The sequence below is a fragment of the Lysobacter arseniciresistens ZS79 genome, from assembly GCF_000768335.1.
GTDB lineage: Bacteria > Pseudomonadota > Gammaproteobacteria > Xanthomonadales > Xanthomonadaceae > Novilysobacter > Novilysobacter arseniciresistens.
This window is the reverse complement of record NZ_AVPT01000003.1, coordinates 113,032-138,322: the sequence shown is the minus strand read 5'-3', so window position 1 is coordinate 138,322 and position 25,291 is coordinate 113,032. Positions and strand designations below refer to the sequence as shown.

Sequence of the window (25,291 nt, the reverse complement as noted above, 5' to 3'; positions counted from 1 at the left end):
TGTTGACTCGATCGCGGGAGATTACCATACTCGTCCGTATGTTGGACGGTTCATCTTTCCGCACCGTCCACCTGCAGCCATCTACCCTGTCACTGTCGTCGCACCACTGCTGGAGCGTCCAATGAGCATTGCAGTTCCCTTCCTTGTCCTACTGCTGGTCGGCGCGTTCGCGGCCTACCACCGGCTGCGCCTGCCGGTCTGGGTGGCGCTGACCGCGGTCGCGCTGCTGGCCTGCTGGCTGCTCGGTGCCAGCGGAACCGCCACCGCGGTGGCGGCTGTGGTCACCGCGATCGTCGCGCTGCCGCTGCTGCTGCCGCAGATCCGCCTGCCGCTGATCAGCACGCCGCTGCTGGGCTTCTACACGAAGATCCTGCCGCCACTGTCGGAAACCGAGCGCTCGGCGATCGAGGCCGGCACGGTCGGCTTCGAGGGCGAGCTGTTCTCCGGCCGGCCCGACTGGCAGGTGCTGCTGGACCAGCCGGCGCCCGCGCTGAGCGCCGAGGAGCAGGCGTTCCTCGACGGCCCGGTCGAGGAGCTGTGCCGGATGGTCGACGACTGGGACATCACCCACGTGCGCGCCGACCTGCCGCCGGAGCTGTGGGACTACATCAAGAAGAACAGGTTCTTCGGCATGATCGTGCCGAAGGAATACGGCGGCCTGGGGTTCAGCGCGCTGGGCAACCACAAGGTGATCCAGAAGCTGGCGTCGATCTCCTCCGTGGTCAGCTCGACCGTCGGCGTGCCCAATTCGCTCGGCCCGGCCGAGCTGCTGATGCACTACGGCACCCAGGAACAGAAGGACCACTACCTGCCGCGCCTGGCCGATGGCCGCGAGGTACCCTGCTTCGCCCTGACCGGCCCGTGGGCCGGCTCGGACGCGACGTCGATCCCCGACTTCGGCATCGTCTGCATGGGCGAGTGGAACGGCGCCAGCGTGGTCGGCGTCAAGCTGACCTTCGACAAGCGCTACATCACCCTCGCGCCGGTCGCGACGCTGATCGGCATGGCCTTCCGCATGTACGACCCGGACGGCCTGCTGGGCGACAAGCGCGACATCGGCATCAGCCTGGCGCTGCTGCCGCGCGACACCCCGGGGGTGGAGGTCGGCCGCCGCGCGATGCCGCTCAACAGCCCGTTCCAGAACGGCCCGGTCCGCGGCCGCGAGGTGTTCATCCCGCTGAGCCAGCTGATCGGTGGCGAGGCCTACGCCGGCAAGGGCTGGCAGATGCTGGTGGAGTGCCTGTCGATCGGCCGCTCGATCACCCTGCCCTCGACCGCCAGCGGCGGCGCCAAGCTCGCGGCGGTGGTGACCGGGGCCTACGCGCGCATCCGCAAGCAGTTCGGGCTGTCGATCGGCCGCTTCGAGGGCGTGCAGGAGGCGCTGGCGCGGATCGCCGGCAACGCCTACACCATCAGCGCGCTGTCGGAGGCCTCGGCGGCGGCGGTGGCCCGCGGCGAACTGCCGGCGGTGCCGTCGACGATCTCCAAATACCACTGCACCGAGATGGGCCGCCAGGTCGCGCAGGACGCGATGGACATCCACGGCGGCAAGGGCATCATCCTGGGGCCGCGGAACTACCTCGGCCGGTCGTGGCAGGCATCACCGATCGCGATCACGGTCGAGGGCGCCAACATCATGACCCGCTCGCTGATGATCTTCGGCCAGGGCGCGATCCTCTGCCATCCGTGGGTGCTCAAGGAGATGAAGGCGGCGATGCTGCCCGAGGGCGACGAGCGCGTGCGCGAGTTCGACCGCAACCTGTTCGGCCACATCGGCTTCGCGATCTCCAACGCGGTGCGTTCGCTGTGGTTCGGCCTGACCGCCGCGCGCTTCGGCAAGGCGCCGGGCGACGCCTACACCCGCCGCTACTACCGCAAGCTCAACCGCTACTCGTCGGCGCTGGCGCTGTGCGCCGACACCTCGATGCTGCTGCTGGGCGGCAAGCTGAAGTTCAAGGAGTCGCTGTCGGGTCGTCTTGGCGACGTGCTCAGCCAGCTCTACATCGCCAGTGCGCTGCTCAAGCGCTACGAGGACCAAGGCCGGCCGGAGGCCGACCACCCGCTGCTGGCGTGGTCGCTGCTCAATGCCGTGCACAAGATCGAGGTGGCGCTGTCGGGCGCACTGCGCAACTTCCCGGTGCGGCCGGTCGGCTGGCTGCTGTGGGCGCTGATCTTCCCGCTCGGTCGCCGCGCCACCCCGCCGGGCGACCGCCTCAGCCGTCGCGCCGCGAGCCTGCTGATGTCGCCCAACGAGGCGCGCGACCGCCTCGCCACCGGCGTGTTCACCACGCCGGGGCCGACCAACCCGGCCGGCCGCATCAACAGCTACCTGCCGGCGGTGATCCTGGCCGAGCCGGTCGAGCGCAAGTTCCTCAAGGCGATCAAGGGCAGCGACATCGAAGCGCTGACCTTCAGCGCCCAGCTCGACGAGGGCGTGCGCGAAGGCTGGATCACGGCCGAGGAGCGCCGCCAGCTGGAAGAGCTGCGCGAGATGACCGTCGACACGATCAGCGTCGACGACTTCGACGCCGCCGAGCTGCGTTCGGCGGGGTATCGCGAGGAGCATGAGCCGCGGCGCGAAGTCGCCTGAGCTGCAGCGATCCGGAGACAACGGCGGGCATGTCCCGCCGTTCTCTTTTGGGGCCACCGATCATCGAGGGCCCGCCACCTGCCCCGACGGCAGGAGCCATCTGCCTTCGCCGTCAATCCCCGCCCGGCAGCCGCCGCTGCGCCCGCACCACCCCCCACGCACCCGCGGTGAATCCCAGCGCGACCAGCACGCCGGTCGCGAATACCGCGGTGGTCCCGAGCAGCGACACCGCCTTGTGCAGCCAGACGAAGGTCAGGTCGCCGCCGCGGTAGACGACGGTGTCGATCACCGCCTTGGCCTTGTAGCGCGACTCGCGGTCGACCCGGGTGTAGATGGTTTCGCGACCGGGCTTGGCCAACGAGAACTCGCCGGCGCGCGTCGCCACCTGCACCGCCGCCACCATCAGCGGCAGCGGCGATGCGGTCAGCAGGCAGTAGCCGAGCAGGATCGCGAACGCCGGCACCAGCAGCGCGGGTCCCACGCCGTGGCGGCGCAGCAGCCAGCGCGTCACGAACAGCTGGATCAGCAGGGTCAACCCGTTCACCGCCCAGTCGATGGTCGCGTAGTAGCGGGTCGCGGCTTCCGGCGTCGGGTAGTAGCGCTGCACGATCGCCGCCTGCTCGTTGTAGAGCAGCGTGCCGACGCCGACGCCGAACACCATCGTCACCGCCAGCGCCCGCAGCAGCGGATCGCTCCACACCAGGCGCAGGCCCGCCAGCACCGAGCCACCCATCGCCTCCTCGCCGCTGCGTTCCCCGCTCCGTCGCTCACGCCGCATCGCCCACGGCCGCAGCCTGAGGATGCACAACAGGCAGACCGCCAAGAACCCGGCCGACACCAGCAGCAGGTTGGCGACACCGAGCGGGCCGACCAGCCAGCGGGTGATCGCCGGGCCGACCAGCGCGCCGATGGTGCCGCCGGCGCCGATGTAGCCGTACAGCTGCTTGGCGTGCTCGTTGTCGAACACGTCGGCCATGAAACTCCAGAACACCGCCACCGCGAACAGGTTGAACACCGCGGTCCAGATGTAGAACGCCGCCCCGCGCCCCGACACGCCGCTGTCGAACAGCCAGTAGAAGCCGAACAGGCAGGCGATGAAGACGAGGTACACCACCGGCAGGAACACCCGCCGCGGATAACGCGCGACCAGCGCGCCGTACACCGGCTGCAGCAGCACCATCGCCACGAACACCGCGCTGAACAGCACCTGCAGGGTGTAGTCACCGAGGTCCAGGCCGGTCGCGCCGGCCAGTTCGACCAGCCAGCGCGGGAACACCGTCGCCGGGTCGCCCGAGGCCCCCATCGCGTCGCGCACCGGCCGCAGCACGTAATAGCCGCACAGCAGGCAGAAGAAGTAGAGCATCGCCCACCACAGCGGCGGTGACTCGGCCAGGGCGACGCGGAAGCGCCGCAGGTTGGAGACGTTCGAGGTCACGGCAGGTGGCGGGGCGAGCGATGCGGCACGGTAGCGGAAGGCGGACCGACTGTCAGTGACGGGTCCGTGGTTCGGCGCCGAGCAGCGGCGGCAGCGGGCAATGCAGGATCGCGCAGACGGTGCGCAGCAGCTCGGCCTCGGCCACGCTGACGCGGCCGTCGTGGCTGGCGGCCACCGTCACCGCCTCCACCAGCACGCGCTTGGCCAGCGGATGCAGCAGGTCGAGGGTCGGCCACACCTCTTCCAGCGCCGGCACCGGATGCTGCGGCGCGCGGTAGGCCACGTGCTGATTGGGCAGGATGTGCCGCATCCCGGCGAGGAACGCGTGCCGCGCCGACGCCTCGTCGGCATGGCCGGCATCGGCCACCACCGCCAGCAGCGTGGCGATTTCGCCGGCGAGCGCACCCGGCTTGCGTCGCCCGAAGGTGGCATAGCGGGCCGGTCTCAACGACTCGTGCAGTTGCACCCGCAGCAGGCGGCCGAGGCAGTACTCGAACAGCGACACCTCGCCGTCGGCGCGCGACACCGCCTCGACCGCGTCCAGCAACAGGTCCAGTTGCGGCCGCGGCCGGCGGCGCAGCACCGGGAACGCCAGCTCGACCAGTGGCAGCCGCAGCATCGGGTGCAGGTGCTCGAGGTGGCGGTCGTGCAGCTCGCGCACGTCGCGCGCCACCGCCTCGCCAAGCCGCGCGCCGATCCCGAACAGCTGCCGCTGCGCCACGTCCGCACGCGGGTCGAGCATCAGGCCGAGCACCAGCGCGATCGCCCGGTCGCGATCACGCGCGAGTGCGCGCAACTCCTCGCCCAGTTCGCCGACGACGGCATCGGCGCGGCGGTGGTCATCCCGGTCGGGACTGCCGACCCGGCCCGACACCCGGCCCGGCTCGACCGCCTGTTCGGACCGTGCCGACGGCAGCGCGCCATCGCCCGTCAGGCCCAGGTGCAGGTCCTCCTGCAAGCCGTGCGGCGGGTGGTCCATCCAGCGCGCCGACAGCGTGGCCAGCTGCCGGTCGCTGAAGCCCGGTTCCAGCGCCCGGATGCGCTCGACCAGCGGCGGATGGGTCGCCAACCAGTCCGCCATCCGTCCCTCAAAACCCAGCCCCTCGCCGAACAGCATGTGGCTGACTTCCTCGGCATCGCCCGACGACACCAGCACCGAACCATCCGGCAGCCCGCCGATCTTCTTCAGCGCGCCGGCCAGCCCCGCCGGCTGGCGGGTGAACTGCACCGCGCTCGCATCGGCCAGCCGCTCGCGCTGGCGGCTGACGCCGGCGCGGATCAGCCGCGCGAACAACAGCCCGATCCAGCCGATCACGATCATCACCGCCGCGGCGACCATCACGCCGACCGCCATGCCGGCACCGCGCCGGTCGCGCCCGCCCAGGCCGATGCGGCCGAAGTCCAGCACGTGCCGGCCGATCAGTCCCAGCATCGAGATGCCGTAGAGCACCCCGACCAGCCGCAGGTTCAGCCGCATGTCGCCATTGAGGATGTGCGCGAACTCGTGCGCGACCACGCCCTGCAATTCGTCGCGGTTGAGCCGGTCGAGCGCGCCACGGGTCACCGCGACCACGGCGTCGGCCGGGCCGTGGCCGGCGGCGAACGCATTGATGCCGGCCTCGTGCTCGAGCACGTACACGCCCGGCACCGGCACGCCGGAAGCAATCGCAACCTCCTCGACCACGTTGCGCAGCCGTCGCAGGTCGGGCTCGACGGCACCGGCCGCCACCGGCGTGCCGCCCAGCTGGGCCGCGATCACCTCGCCGCCGCCACCGAGGCTCGCCAGCCGGTACAGCGACCCGAGCCCGATCGTCGCCAGTGTCAGCACCGTCGCGACGACCAGCGCGCCGCCGCTGCCGCCGCTGAGCGCCCAGGCCAGCGCATCGACGGCCAGCACGATCGCCAGCACCGCCAGCGCGAACAGCACCACCAGGCGCGTCGATGCGCGGCGCGCGGCCGCCTGTCGTTCGAAGAAGTTCATCGGCCCGCGTCGGCAGGCAGCGCCCGCACCCGGGCCGGCGTCAGAACCGCACCTGCGGCGCCTGCCGCATCTCCGGCTGGTCCGCAGGCAGCGACAGCGGTGCCGCCGGTTTGAAGCCGAAATTGCCGGCGACGAGGCTGGACGGGAACACCTCGCGCTTGTTGTTGTAGGCCATCACCGCGTCGTTGTAGGCCTGCCGCGCGAACGCCACCCGGTTCTCGGTGCTGGTCAGTTCCTCGGACAGCTGCGCCATCGTCTGGTTGGCCTTCAGGTCCGGATAGGCCTCGGCGACCACCATCAGCCGGCCCAACGCGCCCTCCAGTTGGCGCTCGCCGGCGTCGAGCCGGGCCATCGCGCCGGCATCGCCCGGCGCCGCCTTGGCCGCGGACAGCCCCGACACCGCCGCCGCGCGCGCCTGCATCACCGCCTCGAGGGTTTCCCGCTCGTGCGCGAGGTAGCCCTTGGCGGTCTCGACCAGGTTCGGGATCAGCTCGAACCGGCGCTGCAGCTGCACGTCGATCTGTGCGAAGGCGTTGCGCCAAGCGTTCCGGGCGGTCACCAGCCCGTTGTAGAGACCGATGCCCCAGAACATGAACAGGAGGAACAAACCCAACAAAATCAGGAAGCTGAACATAGTTGCTCGCGTAACCCTGAAAACCGGCGCTATGATCCGGGGGAACCCGAGCATACGCAGGCACCACGACCTATGAAAGACGAAGCCAACCGGCTCCCTCGCATCGGCGGGCGACTGGGTGCGCTCGCGTTCCTGCTGACACTGACCCTCGGTTCGGCCGCCCAGACCACGCTTCCCTGGGGTGGCGATACGGTCGCCGCGACCGGCACCGGCGGCGACGCCGCTTCAACGGACACCCCCGCCGCAGCGACGCAGGCCGCGACCCTGCAGCCGGCCGTCGCCACGACCCCGGCCGCCCGGCAACCCGCCAAACCCGCCGCGCCGCCGCTGCCGGCCGAGTTCGACGTCCAGATGTTCGAGGCGATGGCGCAACAGATCGTCGCCAACCAGCGCGTGCCTGGCCTGGCCATGGCGATCGTGCACGACGGCGAGGTGCTCAGCGCGCGTGGCTACGGCATCACCGATGTCAGCGACGCCGAGCCGGTCGACGCGCACACCGTGTTCCGCCTCGCCTCGCTGTCGAAGGGCTTCGCCGGCACGATGGCCGGCCTGCTGGTCAACGACGGCCGGCTGCGCTGGGACAGCAAGCTCACCGACTACATGCCCGAGTTCCAGCTGAGCCAGCCGGGCGCCGCCAGCCAGATCACCGTGGCCGACCTGCTCAGCCACCGGGTCGGGCTGTCGCACAACGCGTTCGACCGCGACCTCGAGCGCTACGTCGACTACCGCACCCTGACCCGACGCCTCGCCAGCGCGCCGCTCAAGTGCCAGCCCGGCACCTGCTACGCCTACCAGAACGTCGCCTTCAGCCTGATCGGCGACATCGTGTTCGCCACCACCGGCGACTTCTACAGCCAGGAAGTGCGCAGCCGGCTGCTCAAGCCGCTGGGCATGAACGACGCCAGCCTCGGCCTCGAAGGCATCGAGTCGAGCGCCCGCTGGGCCAAGCCGCACGTGCGCGGCCGCGGCCGCGGCGGCTGGGTCTCGGTGATGCCCAAGCCGACCTACTACGAAGTCGCTCCCGCCGCCGGCGTCAACGCCAGCGCCAGCGACATGGCGCAGTGGCTGATCGCGCAGACCGGCCACCGCCCCGACGTGATCCCCGCGCCGCTGCTCGCGACCCTGCACCAGCCGCTGGTCGACACGCCGTACCAGACCCGCAGCTCGTCGTGGCGGCGTGCCCGGCTCGACTCCGCCGGCTACGCGCTGGGCTGGCGCGTCTACGACTACTCCGGCACGCCGCTGGTCTACCACGCAGGCGCCGTGCAGGGGTACCGCGGCATGATCGCGCTGCTGCCGGAACAGGACCTCGGCATCGTGGTGTTGTGGAACGGCGAAAGCTCGGTGCCGACCGGCCTGCTGCCGACCATGCTCGACCGCGCGGTCGGCATCCGCTCCAGCGCCACCGCCTGGCTCGACATCGATTTCGACCAGCAGACCTGGTACGCCCGCCAGGGCCGCAACCCGCCGGGCAGCAGCAGCGCCGAAGCAACCGCCGCGCCGTACTGATCGGGCGCAGCCGCCTTCGCCTTCGCGTCGGCCACTCCGGCCCGGAGCATCCCACCAATGAAAAAGCCCTCCCCCGCCTGGGCCGCGGGGAAGGGCTGATTGCAGTGTTGCGGTATCGGGTGGCCTAGATCATCGGCGCCGGGGTCGCCGGCATCGCGGTCGGGGCCTGCTGCTTCTTGGTTGCGCGACGGGCCGGCTTCTTGGCCGTGGCCTTCTTCGCTGCCGGCTTGCGGGCCGCCGCCTTCTTGGCCGTGGCCTTCTTGGCCGTGGCCTTCTTGGCGGTTGCCTTCTTCGCGGCCGGGCGCTTGGTCGCCGCCTTCTTGGCGGTCTTCTTCGCAGCGGTCTTCCTGGTCGCCTTCTTCGCCGTCTTCTTCACGGCCTTCTTGGCGGCCGGGCGCTTGGTTGCCGCCTTCTTGGCGGTCTTCTTCGCGGCGGTCTTCTTGGTCGCCTTCTTCGCCGTCTTCTTCACGGCCTTCTTGGCGGTTGCCTTCTTCGCGGTCTTCTTGGCGGCGGCCTTCTTGGCGACCGGCTTCTTCACCGCCTTCTTGGCCGCGGACTTGCGCACGGTCTTCTTGGCGGCGGCCTTCTTCGCTGCCGGCTTGGCGGTCTTCTTCGCCGCCTTCTTCGCGGCGGGTTTCTTCTTCGCAGCTTTCTTCGTGGCCATGAGATGGCTCCTCGTCAGTGGTCTATCGGGGTGTACAGCCCAGTACCAAAACGCCGCGGGGTGCGACCCCGCGACCAACCGCCGGCACCATCGATGCCGGAGCGGATCCGTGCCCTTCCACCTGCATGCCGGCGACGCGCCGGTTGCGCATCGCGCGCAAAGAAAAACCCGATCCGCCGATGGCCGACCGGGCTGCATGCAAGGAAAGGTTTCGCGACTTCGGGGGGAACGTTTTCGCGGGGGACAGAAGCGCCGCGTCCACCGTTTCGATCGTCCTGGCGGAGTTCCGTTTTGTCACCCGCGTTGTCGCGCCGTCTTTGCTCACTCGCTTCCGTTGGAAACGTCTGTTTCGCGAAACCTAATCACGGTTTTTCATAGTGTCAACAAGTGCTCGCGATTTTTTTCGGGCGGTTGCCGGGGCGAAAACCACGCCGGTGCACGCGCTTGCCGTCATCGTGTGCGTGACAGTGCACTGGACGCCACGGGCCGGCTCCTTTGAATGACGCTGATAGCAAGGCGCAGCGCGGCCTGCAGCAAACCGAAATATTCGCGCGGCGCAGCGACGCGCACGCTTCGGGCGAAAACACACCGCGAACACGTTGGTGAATTTTTAGCCACCCGCCATTGGCGGCAACGCGAGCGCCGCCGCGCCTGTATCGCAACGCACAAGGCGAAAGTGCGCGGGAATTCCGGCGACCGTCGCGTCGTGCCGACATGCGGGGCAACAAAAAATCCGCGCCGTCGCCGACGCGGATTCGGGGTGCCGGATGCCCGGCACGACCATGACGGTCGTCCGTCAGTGGTCGTCGTTCTCGAGCACTTCGGCGTAGGCGTCCGGGTCGAGCAGGTCGTTGGCCTGGCCCGGCTCGTCCATCTCGACGGTGAACAGCCAGCCTTCGCCGAACGCGTCCTCGTTGATGGTCTCCGGCTTGTCGCCCAGCGCGGAGTTGACCTCGACCACGGTGCCGCTGACCGGCGCGTAGACGTCGGAGGCGGCCTTGACCGACTCGACCACCGCGCAGGCGGTGCCCGCCTCGACGCGGTCGCCGACGCCCGGCAGCTCGACGTACACCAGGTCACCCAGCAGCCCCTGCGCGTGGTCGGAGATGCCGATCGTGGCCTTCCCGTCGGCTTCGACGCGGACCCACTCGTGGGATTTCAGGAACTTCAGGTCGCCGGGAATCTCGCTCATGGGGGTGCTCCGGTTCTGCGGTCAAGTGAAGGGGCGGACAGTGTAGCGAAGGCGTCGCGGCGCGTGCGCACGGGGCGCGGCGGCCGCGGTGCCGGGTGGATCAGGCCAGCACGCCGTCCTGCGGCTGGCCTTCGCGCACGAACGGGAACTTCACCACGCGCACCGGCACCTCGCGGCCGCGGATGTCGACCCGCACTCCGCCCGCGGCGCCCAGCGCGATCTCGCCGGCCGGCACCCGCGCGAACGCGATCGCCTTGCCCAGCGTCGGCGAGAACGTGCCCGACAGGATCTCGCCATCGCCGTGCGCGGTCAGCACCTTCTGGCCGTGGCGCAGCACGCCCTTGTCGTCCATCACCAGCGCGATCATCTGGCGCGGCGCGCCGTCGGCCTTCTGCCGCTCCAGCACGTCGCGGCCGATGAAGTCGCGGCCCTCGTCGAGCGAGACGGTCCAGCCGAGCGCGGCCTCGTACGGCGACACCTGCTCGTCCATGTCCTGGCCGTAGAGGTTCATGCCGGCCTCCAGCCGCAGGGTGTCGCGGGCGCCGAGGCCGGCCGGCTTAACGCCCGCCGCCAGCAGCGCATCCCACAACGCGACCGTGCGGTCTTCCGGCACGACGACCTCGAAGCCGTCCTCGCCGGTGTAGCCGGTGCGGGCGATGAACACCCCGGTGCCGTCGGCCAGCTGCGCGGTGCGGGCGGCGAAGCGGCCGAGCCTGGTGATGGCCGCACGGTCCTCCTCGCGCAGCAGGCCGATGACCCTGTCGCGCGCGGACGGGCCCTGCACCGCGACCAGGCCGAGGTCGTCGCGCTCGGTCACCTTGACGTCGAACGGCGCGGCCTGCCGGTTGATCCACGCCAGGTCCTTCTCGCGGGTGGCGGCGTTGACCACCAGCCGGAAGAAGTCGTCGGCGAGGAAGTAGATGATCAGGTCGTCGATCACGCCGCCGCGCTCGTCGAGCATGCAGGTGTAGAGCGCCTTGCCCGGCCTGGCCAGCTTGTCGACCGAGTTGGCGACCAGCTTGCGCAGGAACTCCCGGGTGCGCTCGCCCTTCAGGTCGACCACGGTCATGTGCGAGACGTCGAACATACCGGCGTCCTTGCGCACCGCGTGATGCTCGTCGATCTGCGAGCCGTAGTGGATCGGCATGTCCCAGCCGCCGAAGTCGACCATCTTGGCGCCGAGCGCGCGATGGCTGTCGTTGAGGATGGTCTTCCGGGTCATGGGGCGTGCACGCGACTGTGGGGAGGGCGGCATTATCGCCAATCGCGCGGGCGGGCGCGTCGGCGCCGTATGGTCGGCGCCGGCGGGGCGCCGGTCAGCTGGCCGGCTCGACCCGCAGGGTCATGCCATCGCTGCCGGTGACGCGCACCGGCGTGCCGGCCGGCAGGTCCGGGCCGGCGACGTCCCAGTACGCATCGGCGATCTGCACGCGCCCGCGGCCGGCAACGATCGCCTGCTCCAGCGGCACCACCCGCCCGACCAGCGCGTCGGCGCGGCGGTTGAGGGTCGGCCGGTCGCTCGGTCGCTGGCGGCCGCGGAAGCGCGTGCGGTAGATCTGGATCGACACGAAGCTCAGCACCACGAACGCGACCGCTTGCGCCAGCAGCGGCAGGTCGAACAGCAGCACCAGCACGAACACCGCCGCCGCCGCGAACCCCAGCCACAGCATGAAGGCGCCCGGCGCCAGCGTCTCGGCCGCGATCAGCAGCAGCGCGATCGCCGCCCACGCCACCGCCGGCCAGCCCCAGCGCATGGCTCAGCGCCCCACTCGAGGCGGCGCGACGGCGTGCGCACCGGCCGGGCGGTCGAGCGCTTCCTTCGCCAGGTCGGCGATGCCGGCGATCGAACCGATCACCCCGGCCGACTCCATCGGCATCAGGACGAACTTCTGGTTCGGTGCCTCGGCCAGCGCCTTGAACGCCTCGACGTACTTCTGGGCGATGAAGTAGTTGATCGCCTGCACGTTGCCGGCGGAGATAGCGTCCGACACCATCTGGGTCGCACGCGCCTCGGCCTCGGCCAGGCGTTCGCGCGCCTCGGCCTCCCGGAACGCCGCCTCGCGCTCGCCCTCGGCCTCCAGGATCGCGCTCTGCTTCTCGCCCTCGGCCTTGAGGATCTCGGCCTGGCGGAAGCCTTCGGCCTCCAGGATGTTGGCGCGCTTCTCGCGCTCGGCCTTCATCTGGCGCGCCATCGCCTCGACCAGGTCACGCGGCGGCGCGATGTCCTTCAGCTCGATGCGGTTGACCTTGACGCCCCACGGGTGGGTGGCCTGGTCGACCGCGGCCAGCACCTTGGCGTTGATCTCGTCACGGCGCGACAGCGACTCGTCGAGGTCCATCGAACCGATCGAGGTACGGATGTTGGTCATCACCAGGTTGAGCGTGGCGACCTCGAGCTGCGCCACCTCGTAGGCGGCCTTGGCCGCGTCGAGCACCTGGAAATAGACCACGCCGTCGACCTTGACCACGGCGTTGTCCTTGGTGATGACGTCCTGGCTGGGCACGTCCATCACCTGTTCCATCATGTTGATCCGGCGTCCGATGCCCTGGTAGATCGGAACCAGGAAGTGCAGGCCGGGCGACAGCGTGTGGGTGTACTTGCCGAAGGCTTCGACGGTCCACTCCCAGCCCTGCGGCACCATCCGCACCGCCTTGAACAGCAACACCACGCCGGCGAACACCACCACGATCGCGAGAATCGTCCCCAGTCCCATGCCCCACCCCCATTTCCCTTTGATGGTGGGAAGTATAGGCACGGCCCGGCGGTGTCCGCGGCGCGTTTACTTGGTCAGGATCAGCTTGTCGTTGCGGGTGTGACGCAGGCGGTAGGTCTCGCCGCCGTGGCGGATCAGCACCTCGCGGGTGCCGCGCAGCAGGGTGGCGCTGTCGAACTGGCACGGGCAGGTATCCACGCAGGCCGATGCCGCGGCCGGCGTCGACGGCGCGCGCCGGGGCGTGGCGCCCAGCGGCAGGTGGAGGACCCGCGAGCGGGGGACGATTTGCAGGGCCATGGGCGAAGCTCCGTGAAAGGAGTCTCGATGATAATGATTCTCATTACCTGTGCAACCCCGGCGTTGTCCTCGGCGTGGCGGCCCTCCGTCGATCAGTTCGCCGCCGCCCTCACCCGGTCCCAGACGGCCTCGTCGACCGTGCCGGCCAGCTCGATCGCGCCGAGGTTCTCGACCAGTTGCGCCACCCGGCTGGCGCCGAGGATCACGCTGGACACGTGCGGGTTGCGCAGGCACCAGGCGATCGCAAGCGGCGCCGGCGCGACGCCGACCTCCTGCGCGACCGCGGTGAACCGCCGCGCGCGGTCGAGTCGCCGCTCACTCTCGTCGCCGACGATGGTCCGCCGCAAATGCGGGCCGAGCGAGCCGAAACGGCCATCCTCCGACACGCCGTCGTTGTAACGCCCGGTCAGCAGCCCCGAGGCCAGCGGCGACCACGTGGTGGCGCCCATGCCGTGCTCGGCGTACAGCGGCGCGTACTCCAGCTCCACCCGCTCGCGGTGCAGCAGGTTGTACTGCGGCTGCTCCATCGTCGGCGCGTGCAGGTGCTGGGCGCGGGCGATCTTGTGGGCCTCGCGGATCTGCGCCGCCGACCACTCCGACGTGCCCCAGTACAGCACCTTGCCCTGGCGGATCAGCGCGTCCATCGCCCGCACGGTCTCCTCGACCGGCGTCTCCGGATCGGGACGGTGGCAGTAGAACAGGTCGAGGTAGTCGACCCGCAACCGCCGCAGCGCGTCGTGGCAGGCGTCGGTGACGTGCTTGCGCGACAGCCCGCGCTGGGTCGGGCGCGGGTCGGCGGCCGCACCGAAGAACACCTTGCTGGACACGCAGTAGCCGTCGCGCGGCAGGCGCAGGTCGGCGATGACGTCGCCCATCACCCGCTCCGCCTCGCCGTTGGCGTAGCTCTCGGCGTTGTCGAAGAAATTGACCCCGTGGTCCCAGGCGGTCGCGACGAGGTCGCGCGCGGTGCCGCGGCCGACCTGCCCGCCGAACGTCAGCCAGGCGCCGAACGACAGTGCTGACAGCTGCAGGCCGGACGAGCCGAGGCGGCGGTACTGCATGGGGCGACTCCATATATAACGGGCACCGGGCAGTGTAAGCCGCGCTGCATTCCACGCCATGCCGCGGACCGGTACAATGCCGCCGCTGTTTCCTCCGGGGAGTAGCCCGACCGCGCCCGCCGCGGTGACGTGCGTCAACATGCTTGGCCGGCCGGCCATGGCGCACGGCGGATCGCCACGCGATCCGGGGCAAGACCGAAGGCAACCACCGCGCGAATGACCCAGGGCGATACCCGCCGGGGCCGGGCCGCGCGGCGGTTGCTTTCCGTCCGCCCGCCCGGCTCCACCCGTCGAAATGTCCCAGCTGCACTCGCTGTTCCCCGATGCCCTGCCGTTCGCGGCCGCGCTGGTATCCACCGGCACGGTCGCCCTGGCCGAGATCGGCGACAAGACCCAGTTGCTCGCCCTGCTGCTGGCCGCGCGGTTCCGCCGGCCGTGGCCGATCATCGCCGGCATCCTCGTCGCCACCCTGCTCAACCACGCGCTGGCCGCCTGGGTGGGTTCGCTGGCAGCCGACTGGCTGCGGCCGGAGGTGCTGCGCTGGGTGGTCGCGGCGAGCTTCCTGGCGGTGGCGTTGTGGACGCTCAAGCCCGACACGCTCGACGACGACGAAGCCGGGCTGCCGGCGCGGGGGGCGTTCATCGCCACCACCATCGCGTTCTTCGTGGCCGAGATCGGCGACAAGACCCAGGTCGCGACGGTGCTGCTGGCCGCGCGCTACGACCCGTTGTGGGAGGTCATCGCCGGCACCACCGCCGGCATGCTGCTGGCCAACGTGCCGGTGGTGCTGCTGGGCAGCCGTTTCGCCGACCGCCTGCCGCTGAAGGCGGCCCGCTACGTCGCCGCCGCGGTGTTCGCCGCACTGGCGGTGTGGGTCGCGGTGCGCGGCCTGGGCTGAGCCCGACGCCCGCCGCGGGCCCACGCTATGCTGCGGCCGGACGCGGGGAAGGTGATGGAAAGCCGAAGCGCACGCGAAGTCCTGTCCGCACTGCTGGCCCGGCCCGACGAGGTGATGCTCGAGATCGGCGCCGGCGGCGAGTTGCTGGTCGCGCGCCTGCGGGTGGTGGTCGCGGCGCTGCTGTTGCTGCTGCCGCTGGCCAACGCGCTCAGCGGCGGCACGGCCAGGGAAACCCTGGTCGGGCTCGGCGGCGCGGTCGGCGTCAACCTGTTCGCGCAGGTGTGGCTGCACCTCGCGCGGCGGCGGCGGCGCTACCGCTGGCTGCCGTTCGCGACGGTGGCGTTCGACGTCAGCGCCACCACCGCGATGCTCGTCGCACTGGCCTTCGTGCACCTGCCGGCGGCGCTCAACAGCATGGTGGTGTGGGGCTGCTACGTGCTCGCGATCGTCCTGACCGCGCTGCGCAGCGACGGCCGCACCACCCTTTTCGCCGGCGCGCTGGCGGTGCTGCAGTACGGCCTGCTGATCGCGTCGGTGTTCGCGTTCGCGGCGTCGCCGGAGCAGCTGCTGTCGAGCGACTACGGTGCGGTCACCGTCGGCGCGCAGGTGCAGCGCCTGATGCTGCTGGCGATCGCGATGCTGATCACCGCGACCGTCGTCTACCGCATGCAGCGGCTGGTCGAGCTGTCCGGCACCGACGGCCTGACCCGCCTGCCCAACCGCACCTGGCTGCTGCACCGCATGCCGCGCCTGCTCGAGATCGCCAGCGAGGAGGAAGGCAGCCTCAGCATCGCGCTGATCGACCTGGACCACTTCAACCGGATCAACGACGAGGCCGGCCACCACGCCGGCGACCGCGCGATCCGCCACGTTGTCGAAGTGCTGAAGGGCATGATCGAGCGCGACGAGCGGCTGGTGCGGCTGGGCGGCGAGGAGTTCGTGCTGGTGATGCCGCAGCCGCCGGGCACCGCCTGGGAGCGGGTCGACGCGATCCGGCGCGTGCTCGGGCAGCAGCCGTTCGACCCCGAACGCGGCACCCTGGAACCGCTGCGACTGACCTTCAGTGCCGGCATCGCCGCCAGTCCGCACGACGGACTGGACCTGTCGAGCCTGCTGCGCCGTGCCGACCGCCGCCTGAAGATGGCCAAGCGCGAAGGCCGCAACCGGGTAATCGCCCGCGACGGCTGACGCCGGGCGCTTCCGATAGCTGAACCGGCGTTCTGTTGCGAGCCGCGCCCCCGCTGCCCTAACCTGCGCGGTCGAGCACGGCGACGGCCGAAGGGGAAGTGAATGGAAGGTCTTGCACGGGTCGCCTTCGGCCTGTTTGGTCTGGCGGTGCTGGTCGGTATCGCCTGGCTGTTCTCGAACCACAAGAAGCAGGTCGACTGGCGGCTGGTGCTGACCGGCATCGTCCTGCAGATCGGCTTCGCCGCGCTGGTATTGCTGGTGCCCGGCGGGCGCGACGTGTTCGACGCGCTCGGCAACGGCTTCGTGCGGCTGCTGGCGTTCGTCAACGCCGGTTCGGAGTTCATCTTCGGCGGCCTGATGGACATCGAGACCTACGGCTTCATCTTCGCCTTCCAGGTGCTGCCGACGATCATCTTCTTCGCCTCGCTGATGAGCGTGCTGTACCACCTCGGCGTGATGCAGGCGGTGGTGCGCGCGATGGCCTGGGCCATCACCAAGGTGATGAAGGTCTCCGGCGCGGAGACCACCAGCGTCTGCGCCAGCGTCTTCATCGGCCAGACCGAGGCGCCGCTGACGGTGCGGCCGTACATCTCGAAGATGACCGAGTCGGAGCTGATCACGATGATGATCGGCGGCATGGCGCACATCGCCGGCGGCGTGCTGGCGGCCTACGTCGGCATGCTCGGCGGCGGCGACCCGGTGGCGCAGGCGTTCTATGCCAAGCACCTGCTGGCGGCGTCGATCATGGCCGCGCCGGCGACGATGGTGGTCGCCAAGCTGCTGATCCCCGAGACCGCGACGCCGCTGACCCGCGGCACGGTCCGGATGGAGGTCGAGAAGACCACCAGCAACGTCATCGACGCGGCCGCCGCCGGCGCCGGCGACGGCCTGCGGCTGGCGCTCAACATCGGCGCGATGCTGCTGGCGTTCATCGCCCTGATCGCGATGATCAACTGGCCGCTGACGTGGATCGGCGAGGTCACCGGGATTTCCGCCGCGCTGGGCCGGCCGACCGACATGGCGACGCTGCTGGGCTACGTGCTGTCGCCGGTGGCGTGGCTGATCGGCGTGCCGTGGCAGGACGCCAACGTGGTCGGTGGGCTGATCGGCGAGAAAATCGTGCTCAACGAGTTCGTCGCCTACCTGCACCTGGCGGAGATCGTGAACGGCCAGAACCCCGGCGTGGCGCTGACCGAGCAGGGCCGCCTGATCGCGACCTACGCGCTGTGCGGCTTCGCCAACTTCAGCTCGATCGCGATCCAGATCGGCGGCATCGGTGGCCTCGCCCCCGACCGCCGGCAGGACCTCGCCCGCTTCGGCCTGCGCGCAGTGCTGGGTGGCACCATCGCGACCCTGATGACGGCGACCATCGCCGGCGTGCTGACCAGCTTCGGCGGCTGAGACCGGCGACCGTGGCCGGCCTAGTCGTCATCGGTTCGTTCAACGTCGACCACGTCTGGTCGCTGCCGCGGCTGCCGCGGCCGGGCGAAACGCTGGCCGGCCACTATCACACCGGCCCCGGGGGCAAGGGCTTCAACCAGGCCACGGCCGGCGCGCGCGCGGGCGCATCGACGGTGTTCATCTGCTCGCTCGGCGCCGACGCCGGCGGCCAGCTGGCGCGGGCGCTCGCCGCCGCCGACGGCATCGACCTGCGCGACGCCGCCAGCGACGAGCCGACCGGAACCGCCGGCATCCACGTCGATGCCGAAGGGCGCAACAGCATCGTGATCGGGCCGGGCGCCAACGCCGGGCTGTCGGTCGCGCACGTGCATGCGCACTCCGATGCGATCGCGCACGCGGCGGTGGTGCTGGCGCAACTGGAGACACCGGCGGACGCGGTGCTGGCCGGCTTCGACCTGGCCCGCGAGGCCGGCGCGACGACCGTGCTCAACCCGGCTCCCGCCGACGCCGACGTGCCGCCGGAACTGCTGGCGCTGACCGACGTACTGACCCCGAACGAGTCGGAGTTCTGCGCCCAGCTGGCCCGTCAATGCGGCGAGACGCTGGACCCCGACGCCGTGGCGGCGCTCGACGGCGCGACGTTGCATGCGTTGTGCCGCAGGTTGCTGCCGGGGGGCACCGTCGTGGTGACGCTCGGCGGCCAGGGCTGCTTCGTGTCGCACCCGGCCGACGCGCGACGCGGCGACGCCGAGGCGGCATTCCGCGTGCCGGCCGCGCCGGCGCGGGTGGTCGATACCACCGGCGCCGGGGATGCGTTCAGCGGGGCGCTGGCCGCGGCGATGGCGACCGACCCGGACGCCGCGTTCGGGCGGCACGTCAGGTTCGCGGGCCGCTACGCCGCCCTCGCCTGCGAACGCGCGGGCGCCGCATCGGCGATGCCGCGCCGGGACGAATTCGACCGGTAGACGGCCGGGAGCGTGGCCCTCGCGACCGCTCACTGTGAAGTGAGACTGATTCGCATTACCATGCCCGGCTCACTCGTTCCCGGAACGCCCATGCTTCGCACTCCCCTCGCTGCGGCACTGCTGCTTGCCGCCAGCCCGGCGACGTTCGCCCAGGACGCCGCCACCGACCTCGACCGCGTCGTGGTCTCCGCCAGCACCAGCCGCATCCCGAACTCGGAAGCGGCGCTGCCCAACACCATCACCGTGATCGACCAGGTGGAACTGCAGCAGCAGCTTGCGGTGACCCAGGACATCTCGCAGGTGCTGGCCAACCTGATCCCGGCGTTCTCGCCGCCGCGGCAGAAGATGACCAGCTCCGGCGAGTCGGTGCGTGGCCGCCAGCCGCTGTACATGGTCGACGGCGTGCCGCAGTCCACCCCGCTGCGCGACGGCGCGCGCGATGCCCACACCATCGACCCGGCGATGATCGAGCGCATCGAGGTGATCCACGGCGCCAACGCGCTGCAGGGCATCGGCGCCTCCGGCGGCATCATCAACATCATCACCAAGCGGGCGCCGCGCGAGGACGGCGAGAGCTTCCACGAGGTCACCGTCGGTGCCAGCACCGCGATGCCCGACGAGGACGACGGTACCGGCTACCGCGCCTCGTACCTGTTCGGCACCAAGCAAGGCGCGTTCGACTTCGTCGGCGGCCTGTCGTATGCGCAGGAAGGGTTGTACTACGACGCCGACGGCAACTCGATCGCGCCCGAGCCGGTCCAGGGCGACCTGATGGACGCCAACAGCCGCAACCTGTTCGCCAAGGGCGACTGGGCGATCGACGACCAGCGCCGGCTGCAGCTGACCGCCAACCACTACCGGCTCGAAGGCGAAGGCCATTACGCCGTGGTCGATGGCGACTACGAGCTCGGCATCCCGGCCACCGCGACCCGTGGCGACCAGCCGCTGGAACCGCCGCAGAACGAGTCCAGCTCGGCCAGCCTCGACTACCGCGACCACGACCTCGCCGGCGGCCAGTTCCAGGCCCAGCTGTTCTGGACCCGCTTCGAAGGCCGCTACGGCAGCAACGCCTATGTCGACTTCTTCAACACCGGCAGCGACGAGATCTGGTACGACCAGTCGCAGATCAACGCCGAGAAACTCGGCGGCAAATTCACCTGGTCGCGCGGCTACATCGCCGACCTGCCGCTGCGGCTGACGCTCGGCCTGGACCTGATCCGCGACGAGACCGAGCAGCGCCAGCTGGCCAGCGACCTGGGCTGGGTTCCGCCGACCACCTACCAGAGCATCTCGCCGCTGCTGCAGGCCGAGTACCGCCTCGGACCGGTGCTGCTCACCGGCGGCCTGCGCCATGAGCGCGCCAAACTCGAGGTCGACGACTTCGTGACCCTGCCGCAGTACGGCACGCAGTCCGTCGAGGGCGGCAGCCCGGACTTCAGCGAGACCCTGCCCAACTTCGGCGTGGTCTGGGAGGCCACCCGCGCGCTGAAGTTCTACGCCTCGTATGCGGAGGGCTACAGCGTCGCCGACATCGGCCGCGTGCTGCGCGCGGTCGACGAGCCGGGCCAGAGCGTCGACACCCTGGTGTCGCTGTCGCCGGTGATCGCCGACAACCGCGAGCTCGGGCTGGACTACGACGACGGCCGCTGGCTGGTCCACCTGGCCGCCTACCGCTCCGACTCCGACTTCGGCTCGCGGCTGGCGTTCAACACCGCCACCGGCAGCTACGAGGTCAAGCGCGAGGCGACCGAGATCGAGGGCTTCGAGGGCAGCGTCGGCTTCCAGCTCAACGATGCCGCGCGGCTGGGCGTCGCCTACGCGCAGGCCGACGGCCGCTACGACAGCAACGCCGACGGCCGCCTCGACAGCGACCTGCCCGGCGCCAACATCTCGCCCGACCGGATGACCGCGTACTGGCAGCACCAGTGGCTGCCGAACCTCTCCACCCGCGTCCAGGCCAGCCACGCGGAGGACCGCGAGTTCGAGACCCGCGGCGTGGTCGACAGCCGCTTCGAGGGCTACACCACCTTCGACCTGCAGGCCAACGTCGGGCTGCCGGTGGGCACGCTGGCGCTGGGCATCGAGAACCTGTTCGACCGCCAGTACATCCACTACAGCTCGCAGATCCGTCCGAGCGACGAGGACTACTTCGCCGGCCGCGGGCGGGTGTTCAGCGCCAGCTGGTCGCACCGGTTCTGATCGCCGGATCGACCGCCTGATGGACACGCCCGCCACCGCCACCGCCAACCCGGTCGCCACCGCGCGGCCGGCGATGGCGCGCACGCGGGCATGGCCACGCGGGCTGCGGGCGACGCTGTCGTGGCTGCACCTGTGGGTCGGGCTGGTGGCGGGCACCGTGTTCGCGCTGATCGGCCTGAGCGGCAGCGTGCTGGTGTTCCACGACGACCTCCTGCAGTGGCAGCACCCCGAGCTCACCGGCCACGAACTGCGCGCCGACGGCGACGTGCTCGCCCGCATCCTGCGCGAGTGGGAACCCCGCGGCCTGGGCAGCGTGCACCTGCCCGAACCCGACGGCGTGCCGACCTGGCAGGGCTACTTCGGCGACGGCCGGCGCGGCTACTTCGACCCCGCCACCGGCGAACTGCTGTTGATGCGCAGCGCCGACGACGACTGGTTGATGTGGCTGCACGACTTCCACATCGAACTGCTGGGCGGCGACGCGGGCAAGCAGGTGCTCGGCGTCGTCGGCTGGATCGCGGTCGGCCTGCTGCTGACCGGCCTGTACCTGTGGTGGCCCAAGGCCGGACGCTGGCTGGCGCAGCTGAAAATGCACCGCGGCCCGCCGGTGCGGCGCTGGCTGAGCTGGCACCGCAGCAGCGGCGTGCTGTTGCTGCCCTTGCTGCTGCTGGCGACGTTGACCGGGGTCGGGATGATCTACCACGCCGGCTTCCGCGCGGTGCTGACCGGCACCTTCGGCGGCGACGCTCCGCCGGCCGCGCCGCAGCGCGCGGCTCCCGAAGCGCGTGCGACCGACTGGCCGCGCGTGCTCGCCCTGGCCACTACCGCCCTGCCCGACGCCCGCCTGACCCGCACCGGCGCGCCCGACCCGGGCAGCGACGTCATCGCCTTCCGCGCCCGCAGCCACGGCGAATGGCATCCCAACGGCCGCAGCCTGGTCTACATCGACCGCGCCGGCACCCGCGTGCTGGCGGCGCACGACGCCACCGGCCAGCGCCTCGGCGCGCGCATGACCGAGGCGATCTACCCGCTGCACATCGGCTCGGTCGGCGGCGCCGTCTACAAGTGGGCGACCGCGCTGGCCGGGTTGCTGCCGGCGTTCCTGCTCGTGACCGGCTTCCTGTTCTGGCGACGCCGCCGCGGCAAGCGTTGACCGGCCGGCACTTTTGTAGTCAGGTTGGCGGGCACTCACGCAGGCTCTACGAAAGTGACCACGGGCATCCGCCCCAGCGAGGAGGAAGTGATGGCAGGCAAGTTCGAGATTTCGCGCCGCAGCAACGGCGAGTTCCAGTTCAACCTCAAGGCCGGCAACGGCCAGGTGATCCTCACCAGCGAGGGCTACTCGGCCCGTTCGTCATGTGAGAACGGGATCGAATCGGTGCGCCGCAACAGCGCCGACGATGCGCGCTTCCAGCGCAAGACCTCCAGCAACGGCAAGCACTACTTCACCCTCACCGCGACCAACGGCCAGGTCATCGGCAGCAGCGAGATGTACGCCGACGCGTCGGGACGCGACAACGGCATCCGTTCGGTGCAGGACAACGCCCCCGCAGCGGCCATCACCGACCTGACGGCCGCCTGACGGCCCCGGAGCCGTCCCGTCCGGGGGCGACTAGAATGCGCGCCATGCGCATCGGCCCCCATTCCATCGACCCGAAGGTGGTCCTCGCCCCCATGGCGGGGGTCACCGACAAGCCGTTCCGGGTGCTGTGCAAGCGCCTCGGGGCCGGGCTGTGCGTGTCGGAAATGACGACGTCGGACCCGCGCTTCTGGAACACCGCCAAGTCCCGCCACCGCATGGACCACGACGGCGAGCCCGACCCGATCAGCGTGCAGATCGCCGGCACCGTACCGCGGGTGATGGCCGACGCGGCGCGCCACAACGTCGACAACGGCGCGCAGATCATCGACATCAACATGGGCTGCCCGGCCAAGAAGGTCTGCAACGCCTGGGCCGGCTCGGCGCTGATGCGCGAGCCGGCGCTGGTCGCGGACATCCTGGAGGCGGTGGTGGGCGCGGTCGACGTGCCGGTGACGCTGAAGATCCGCACCGGTTGGGCCGCCGACCATCGCAACGCGCTGCAGATCGCCCGCATCGCCGAGGCCGCCGGCATCGCCGCGCTGGCGGTGCACGGCCGCACCCGCGACCAGCAGTACCGGGGCGTGGCCGAGTACGACACCATCGCCGAGGTCAAGGCGACGCTGTCGATCCCGGTGATGGCCAATGGCGATGTCGACTCGCCACGCAAGGCCCGCGAGGTCCTCGACTACACCGGCTGCGACGCGGTGCTGGTCGGTCGCGCCGCGCAGGGCCGGCCGTGGATCTTCCGCGAGATCGCCCATTACCTCGCCACCGGTGAAACCCTGCCCGAACCGACCCTGGCCGAGGTCCGCGACCTCCTGCTCGGCCACCTCGAGCACCTGCACGAGTTCTACGGCGAGGTGTCCGGCGTGCGCATCGCCCGCAAGCACCTGGGCTGGTACGCGAAGGACCGGCCGGAGAACGCCGCGTTCCGCGCCGTGGTGAACCGTGCCGACAGCGCCGAGGCACAATTGCGCCTCACCCGCGACTACTTCGACGCCCTCGTGGCCGGCGTCGCCCCCGAACTGCCGGCCGCCGCCTGAGCGCCCGGCCCACTCCGCTACCGACATGATCGACTCCTGCAGCGCCACCGACTTCCCCTACCTGCACGGATTCTCGGAAACCGAGCAGGCCCGCCTGGTCAAGCAGGCGCGGATGGCCGAGCCGGTCGTCTTCCGCGACATCGACTACGCCGGCGCAAAACGCCTGCTCGAGGTCGGCAGCGGCGTCGGCGCGCAGACCGAGATCCTGCTGCGGCGCTTCCCGGACCTGCACGTCACCTGCGTCGACCTCAACCCGGCGCAGATCGGCGCGGCACGGGCGAACCTCGGCGCCCGTCCGTGGCTGGACGGCCGCTACGCGATCCAGCAGGCCGACGCCACCGACCTCCCGTTCGAGCCGCGCAGCTTCGACGGCGCCTTCCTGTGCTGGGTGCTGGAGCACGTGCCGGCGCCCGCCCGCGCGCTCAGCGAGGTGCGCCGGGTGCTGCAGCCCGGCTCGGTGGTGTACGTCACCGAGGTCATGAACGCCTCGTTCCTGCTCGATCCGTACTCGCCCAACACCTGGCGCTACTGGATGGCGTTCAACGATTTCCAGATCGAAAGCGGCGGCGATCCGTTCGTCGGCGCCAAGCTCGGCAACCTGTTGCTGGCCGGCGGCTTCCACGACGTCACCACCGAGGTGAAGACCTTCCACTTCGACAACCGCGAGCCGGCCCGGCGCAAGGCGATGATCGCGTTCTGGGAGGAGCTGCTGCTGTCGGCGGCCGACCAGCTCGTCGCCGCCGGCAAGGTCACGCCGGAGGTGGTCGCCGGCGTGCGCGAGGAGATGCGGCAGGTGCAGAACGACCCGAACGCGGTGTTCTTCTTCTCGTTCGTACAGGCGCGCGCGGTCGTCTACTGAGCGGCGCCGACGGTCGCCGCAGCGCCGGCGGCGTCGGGACGGCGGTCGGGTTCCATCACCGTGCCCGGCGTCCAGATGCGCTGCCACAGGGTGGCCAGTTGGCGGCCCGCTTCCCACGGCCACTGCAGTTGCCGGGCCGGCACCTCGCGCCAACCCTCGCCGTCATGCTCGGCCACCACGAAGCGGAAGGTGTAGTCGGGCTCCGCCCCCATCCGCAGGTCGCTCAGCACCAGTTGCCCGTCGTGCCGCTCGGCCTTCATGAAGCCGCGGTTGAACCACGCCAGCCGCTGCACCGACGGGTAGTCGTAGACGGCCGCCAGCGCACCCACGTCGGTGCGGTACTCGCGGAAGCGGATCGGCCCGCGGTCGGCGACCAGCGAGTACTCGCCCTCGACGAAGCCCTCCGGCGTCATCGCCACCACCCGCCACAGCAGCGTGTTGAACGGCGTCGGCACCGAGAACCGTGGCGCGTCCTGCAGGTTCAGCGCCGCCAGCGAGCGCTCGGCGACGCGCTCGACCTGCCACTTGGCCAGCACCGACGTGCCCAGGTAGGCCGAACTCAACGCCAGCCCCGCCACCAGCACCCGTGTGCCCAGCGCCCGCCCGCGCGCGAGCCACGCCACCACGCAGCCGGCCAGCAGCCACGCGGTGTACAGCGGGTCGATGATGAACACGCTCGACCACATCGCCGGCCGCGCAGCGAACGGCCACAGCAGCTGGGTGCCATAGACGGTGAAGGCGTCCAGCAGCGGATGCGTCAGCAGTGCCAGCTGGATCGCCCAGAACCACCGCCGCGGCGCCTGCGCGACCCGGCCGCCGCGGCCGCGGCACCACGCCCACACCGCCCACGCCACGAACGGCAGCACCAGCAGCGAGTGGCTGACGCCGCGATGCCAGGTCATGCGCTCGACCGGGTCGTCGGTCAGCAGGTTGATCGGCAGCACGTCGAGGTCGGGCAGCGTGCCCAGAGCGGCGCCGGCCAGCAGCGCCGCGCGGCGATGGCCCGGCGGCGCGATCGCGGCAGCCACCGCCCCGCCGAGCAGAATCTGTGTGATCGAATCCATCGGGCAATGCTAAGG

Annotated in this window: 23 protein-coding genes; 12 read left to right on the top strand and 11 right to left on the bottom strand. The window is 70.6% G+C overall.

Annotated features, from left to right (window positions below; translation table 11 throughout):
- Positions 1 to 121: 121 nt before the first annotated feature.
- On the top strand, positions 122 to 2,590 hold the full coding sequence (locus N799_RS02990) for an acyl-CoA dehydrogenase (RefSeq protein WP_036207609.1): 2,469 nt from the start codon (positions 122 to 124) through the stop codon (positions 2,588 to 2,590).
- Between the two features lie 112 nt (positions 2,591 to 2,702).
- Here N799_RS02990 and N799_RS02985 read toward each other — a convergent pair whose 3' ends face one another.
- The 3 genes from N799_RS02985 to N799_RS02975 form a co-directional block, all read right to left on the bottom strand.
- The gene (locus N799_RS02985) at positions 2,703 to 3,953 is read right to left on the bottom strand and encodes an NTP/NDP exchange transporter (RefSeq protein ID WP_081974671.1); all 1,251 of its coding nucleotides are present in this window, start codon (positions 3,951 to 3,953) and stop codon (positions 2,703 to 2,705) included.
- Between the two features lie 124 nt (positions 3,954 to 4,077).
- On the bottom strand, positions 4,078 to 6,006 hold the full coding sequence (locus N799_RS02980) for a M48 family metallopeptidase (protein ID WP_036207605.1): 1,929 nt from the start codon (positions 6,004 to 6,006) through the stop codon (positions 4,078 to 4,080).
- A gap of 40 nt (positions 6,007 to 6,046) precedes the next feature.
- A complete protein-coding gene (locus N799_RS02975) occupies positions 6,047 to 6,640 on the bottom strand; it encodes a LemA family protein (protein ID WP_036207603.1) in 594 nt (197 codons plus the stop codon).
- A 72-nt stretch (positions 6,641 to 6,712) separates the two neighbouring features.
- Between N799_RS02975 and N799_RS02970 the strand changes: the two genes are divergently transcribed.
- Positions 6,713 to 8,149 (top strand): serine hydrolase domain-containing protein, encoded by a 1,437-nt coding sequence (locus N799_RS02970; protein WP_052101109.1) that lies wholly within the window; start codon positions 6,713 to 6,715, stop codon positions 8,147 to 8,149.
- 124 nt (positions 8,150 to 8,273) lie between these two features.
- Here N799_RS02970 and N799_RS02965 read toward each other — a convergent pair whose 3' ends face one another.
- Positions 8,274 to 8,813 carry a hypothetical protein gene (locus N799_RS02965; RefSeq protein WP_036207601.1) on the bottom strand — a complete coding sequence of 180 codons (540 nt, stop codon included), beginning with the start codon at positions 8,811 to 8,813 and terminating at the stop codon, positions 8,274 to 8,276.
- A 125-nt stretch (positions 8,814 to 8,938) separates the two neighbouring features.
- On the opposite strand from N799_RS02965, the gene N799_RS15610 reads away from it, so the two are divergent.
- Positions 8,939 to 9,175 carry a hypothetical protein gene (locus N799_RS15610; protein ID WP_160279951.1) on the top strand — a complete coding sequence of 79 codons (237 nt, stop codon included), beginning with the start codon at positions 8,939 to 8,941 and terminating at the stop codon, positions 9,173 to 9,175.
- A gap of 434 nt (positions 9,176 to 9,609) precedes the next feature.
- On the opposite strand, the gene gcvH is transcribed toward N799_RS15610, so the two are convergent.
- The 6 genes from gcvH to N799_RS02935 form a co-directional block, all read right to left on the bottom strand.
- Entirely contained in the window at positions 9,610 to 10,005 is a 396-nt protein-coding gene (gene gcvH / locus N799_RS02960; protein WP_036207598.1) for a glycine cleavage system protein GcvH, read from the bottom strand.
- 100 nt (positions 10,006 to 10,105) lie between these two features.
- Positions 10,106 to 11,227, bottom strand: coding sequence for a glycine cleavage system aminomethyltransferase GcvT (gene gcvT, locus N799_RS02955; RefSeq protein ID WP_036207596.1), 1,122 nt, complete (start codon positions 11,225 to 11,227; stop codon positions 10,106 to 10,108).
- Positions 11,228 to 11,321: 94 nt separating this feature from the next.
- Complete coding sequence (locus N799_RS02950; protein ID WP_036207593.1) at positions 11,322 to 11,759, bottom strand: NfeD family protein; 438 nt, start codon at positions 11,757 to 11,759, stop codon at positions 11,322 to 11,324.
- Between the two features lie 3 nt (positions 11,760 to 11,762).
- Positions 11,763 to 12,719: an SPFH domain-containing protein gene (locus N799_RS02945; protein WP_036207591.1), complete on the bottom strand. Its 957-nt coding sequence runs from the start codon at positions 12,717 to 12,719 to the stop codon at positions 11,763 to 11,765.
- Between the two features lie 66 nt (positions 12,720 to 12,785).
- Complete coding sequence (hemP, locus tag N799_RS16110; RefSeq protein WP_036207588.1) at positions 12,786 to 13,016, bottom strand: hemin uptake protein HemP; 231 nt, start codon at positions 13,014 to 13,016, stop codon at positions 12,786 to 12,788.
- 92 nt (positions 13,017 to 13,108) lie between these two features.
- Positions 13,109 to 14,077 (bottom strand): potassium channel beta subunit family protein, encoded by a 969-nt coding sequence (locus tag N799_RS02935; RefSeq protein ID WP_036207585.1) that lies wholly within the window; start codon positions 14,075 to 14,077, stop codon positions 13,109 to 13,111.
- A 295-nt stretch (positions 14,078 to 14,372) separates the two neighbouring features.
- Between N799_RS02935 and N799_RS02930 the strand changes: the two genes are divergently transcribed.
- The 9 genes from N799_RS02930 to N799_RS02890 all read left to right on the top strand — a co-directional run bounded on the left by N799_RS02930 (position 14,373) and on the right by N799_RS02890 (position 24,212).
- The gene (locus N799_RS02930) at positions 14,373 to 14,975 is read left to right on the top strand and encodes a TMEM165/GDT1 family protein (RefSeq protein ID WP_052101107.1); all 603 of its coding nucleotides are present in this window, start codon (positions 14,373 to 14,375) and stop codon (positions 14,973 to 14,975) included.
- A 54-nt stretch (positions 14,976 to 15,029) separates the two neighbouring features.
- Positions 15,030 to 16,163, top strand: coding sequence for a GGDEF domain-containing protein (locus N799_RS14275; protein WP_160279950.1), 1,134 nt, complete (start codon positions 15,030 to 15,032; stop codon positions 16,161 to 16,163).
- 102 nt (positions 16,164 to 16,265) lie between these two features.
- Complete coding sequence (locus N799_RS02920; RefSeq protein ID WP_036207583.1) at positions 16,266 to 17,564, top strand: NupC/NupG family nucleoside CNT transporter; 1,299 nt, start codon at positions 16,266 to 16,268, stop codon at positions 17,562 to 17,564.
- A gap of 11 nt (positions 17,565 to 17,575) precedes the next feature.
- Complete coding sequence (locus tag N799_RS02915) at positions 17,576 to 18,529, top strand: ribokinase (RefSeq protein WP_036207580.1); 954 nt, start codon at positions 17,576 to 17,578, stop codon at positions 18,527 to 18,529.
- Positions 18,530 to 18,619: 90 nt separating this feature from the next.
- Positions 18,620 to 20,728, top strand: a complete 2,109-nt coding sequence (locus N799_RS02910) for a TonB-dependent receptor (protein WP_036207577.1) — start codon at positions 18,620 to 18,622, stop codon at positions 20,726 to 20,728.
- Positions 20,729 to 20,747: 19 nt separating this feature from the next.
- Complete coding sequence (locus N799_RS02905) at positions 20,748 to 21,881, top strand: PepSY-associated TM helix domain-containing protein (RefSeq protein WP_152597787.1); 1,134 nt, start codon at positions 20,748 to 20,750, stop codon at positions 21,879 to 21,881.
- 90 nt (positions 21,882 to 21,971) lie between these two features.
- The gene (locus tag N799_RS02900; protein WP_036207782.1) at positions 21,972 to 22,310 is read left to right on the top strand and encodes a YegP family protein; all 339 of its coding nucleotides are present in this window, start codon (positions 21,972 to 21,974) and stop codon (positions 22,308 to 22,310) included.
- A gap of 44 nt (positions 22,311 to 22,354) precedes the next feature.
- Positions 22,355 to 23,353, top strand: a complete 999-nt coding sequence (dusB, locus tag N799_RS02895; protein ID WP_036207574.1) for a tRNA dihydrouridine synthase DusB — start codon at positions 22,355 to 22,357, stop codon at positions 23,351 to 23,353.
- A gap of 25 nt (positions 23,354 to 23,378) precedes the next feature.
- A complete protein-coding gene (locus N799_RS02890; protein WP_036207572.1) occupies positions 23,379 to 24,212 on the top strand; it encodes a class I SAM-dependent methyltransferase in 834 nt (277 codons plus the stop codon).
- Here the strand turns inward: N799_RS02890 and N799_RS02885 are convergent.
- Positions 24,206 to 25,276 carry a metal-dependent hydrolase gene (locus N799_RS02885; RefSeq protein ID WP_036207568.1) on the bottom strand — a complete coding sequence of 357 codons (1,071 nt, stop codon included), beginning with the start codon at positions 25,274 to 25,276 and terminating at the stop codon, positions 24,206 to 24,208. The two genes, N799_RS02890 and N799_RS02885, sit on opposite strands and share 7 nt — an antisense overlap.
- Positions 25,277 to 25,291 lie beyond the last annotated feature (15 nt).

Excerpts from the sequence above, each read along its gene's own strand:
- N799_RS02885 (WP_036207568.1), bottom strand. The coding sequence starts at position 25,276 with ATGGATTCGATCACACAGATTCTGCTCGGCGGGGCGGTGGCTGCCGCG.
- N799_RS02970 (WP_052101109.1), top strand. The coding sequence starts at position 6,713 with ATGAAAGACGAAGCCAACCGGCTCCCTCGCATCGGCGGGCGACTGGGT.
- N799_RS02945 (WP_036207591.1), bottom strand. The coding sequence starts at position 12,719 with ATGGGACTGGGGACGATTCTCGCGATCGTGGTGGTGTTCGCCGGCGTG.
- N799_RS02910 (WP_036207577.1), top strand. The coding sequence starts at position 18,620 with ATGCTTCGCACTCCCCTCGCTGCGGCACTGCTGCTTGCCGCCAGCCCG.
- N799_RS02975 (WP_036207603.1), bottom strand. The coding sequence starts at position 6,640 with ATGTTCAGCTTCCTGATTTTGTTGGGTTTGTTCCTCCTGTTCATGTTC.
- N799_RS02980 (WP_036207605.1), bottom strand. The coding sequence starts at position 6,006 with ATGAACTTCTTCGAACGACAGGCGGCCGCGCGCCGCGCATCGACGCGC.
- N799_RS14275 (WP_160279950.1), top strand. The coding sequence starts at position 15,030 with ATGGAAAGCCGAAGCGCACGCGAAGTCCTGTCCGCACTGCTGGCCCGG.
- N799_RS02950 (WP_036207593.1), bottom strand. The coding sequence starts at position 11,759 with ATGCGCTGGGGCTGGCCGGCGGTGGCGTGGGCGGCGATCGCGCTGCTG.
- N799_RS15610 (WP_160279951.1), top strand. The coding sequence starts at position 8,939 with ATGCCGGCGACGCGCCGGTTGCGCATCGCGCGCAAAGAAAAACCCGAT.
- dusB (WP_036207574.1), top strand. The coding sequence starts at position 22,355 with ATGCGCATCGGCCCCCATTCCATCGACCCGAAGGTGGTCCTCGCCCCC.
- N799_RS02965 (WP_036207601.1), bottom strand. The coding sequence starts at position 8,813 with ATGGCCACGAAGAAAGCTGCGAAGAAGAAACCCGCCGCGAAGAAGGCG.
- N799_RS02900 (WP_036207782.1), top strand. The coding sequence starts at position 21,972 with ATGGCAGGCAAGTTCGAGATTTCGCGCCGCAGCAACGGCGAGTTCCAG.
- N799_RS02920 (WP_036207583.1), top strand. The coding sequence starts at position 16,266 with ATGGAAGGTCTTGCACGGGTCGCCTTCGGCCTGTTTGGTCTGGCGGTG.
- N799_RS02985 (WP_081974671.1), bottom strand. The coding sequence starts at position 3,953 with ATGCTCTACTTCTTCTGCCTGCTGTGCGGCTATTACGTGCTGCGGCCG.
- N799_RS02905 (WP_152597787.1), top strand. The coding sequence starts at position 20,748 with ATGGACACGCCCGCCACCGCCACCGCCAACCCGGTCGCCACCGCGCGG.
- hemP (WP_036207588.1), bottom strand. The coding sequence starts at position 13,016 with ATGGCCCTGCAAATCGTCCCCCGCTCGCGGGTCCTCCACCTGCCGCTG.
- gcvH (WP_036207598.1), bottom strand. The coding sequence starts at position 10,005 with ATGAGCGAGATTCCCGGCGACCTGAAGTTCCTGAAATCCCACGAGTGG.
- N799_RS02930 (WP_052101107.1), top strand. The coding sequence starts at position 14,373 with ATGTCCCAGCTGCACTCGCTGTTCCCCGATGCCCTGCCGTTCGCGGCC.
- N799_RS02890 (WP_036207572.1), top strand. The coding sequence starts at position 23,379 with ATGATCGACTCCTGCAGCGCCACCGACTTCCCCTACCTGCACGGATTC.
- gcvT (WP_036207596.1), bottom strand. The coding sequence starts at position 11,227 with ATGACCCGGAAGACCATCCTCAACGACAGCCATCGCGCGCTCGGCGCC.
- N799_RS02935 (WP_036207585.1), bottom strand. The coding sequence starts at position 14,077 with ATGCAGTACCGCCGCCTCGGCTCGTCCGGCCTGCAGCTGTCAGCACTG.
- N799_RS02990 (WP_036207609.1), top strand. The coding sequence starts at position 122 with ATGAGCATTGCAGTTCCCTTCCTTGTCCTACTGCTGGTCGGCGCGTTC.